We start from the raw sequence: 454 nt of genomic DNA, 5'->3' as shown, positions 1-454 counted from the left end.
GCGTACAGCCGCTCGACGCCGTCGAGGCTGGAGGTGTAGGAGGCAGTGCCGACCGAACGGTCGACGAGGTATTTGGCGTAGATCGGCGAACTGGAGAAGTTGCGCCCCATGTCCTGCTCGCGGAACGGGTAGCGCACCAGCAGCGTGCCATCGGTGTAAGACAGACCGATCGCGCCGTCCTGGCCAACGTCGAGTTTGCCGAACACCCGCAGGAAGTTCTCCACCCCCAGCGTCACCGCTACCACGCCAGCGAACTGCCCGCCATCGTCGTTGAAGCGCCGACTGATGGTCACCACCCATTCGTGATGGGCACGGCTCTGGATCGGCGGGCCAATGAAGGGCTCGCGGCTCGGGCTGTCACGGTGGTGAATGAAATAGGCGCGGTCGCTGCTGTTGGCGCCCTCCGGAATCGGCCGGTTGGAGGACATCAGCCAATGCCCGTTCCGGTCATAGA

Annotated in this window: 1 pseudogene; it reads right to left on the bottom strand. The window is 64.3% G+C overall.

The annotated features are described in order from the left end of the window. Positions 1-454 (bottom strand): annotated as a pseudogene (locus tag J5M71_RS28350) (diguanylate cyclase); the annotation flags it as partial.

The sequence above is a fragment of the Pseudomonas sp. 43(2021) genome (assembly GCF_017490805.1).
GTDB lineage: Bacteria > Pseudomonadota > Gammaproteobacteria > Pseudomonadales > Pseudomonadaceae > Aquipseudomonas.
This window is presented reverse-complemented; position numbering and strand designations above follow the sequence as displayed.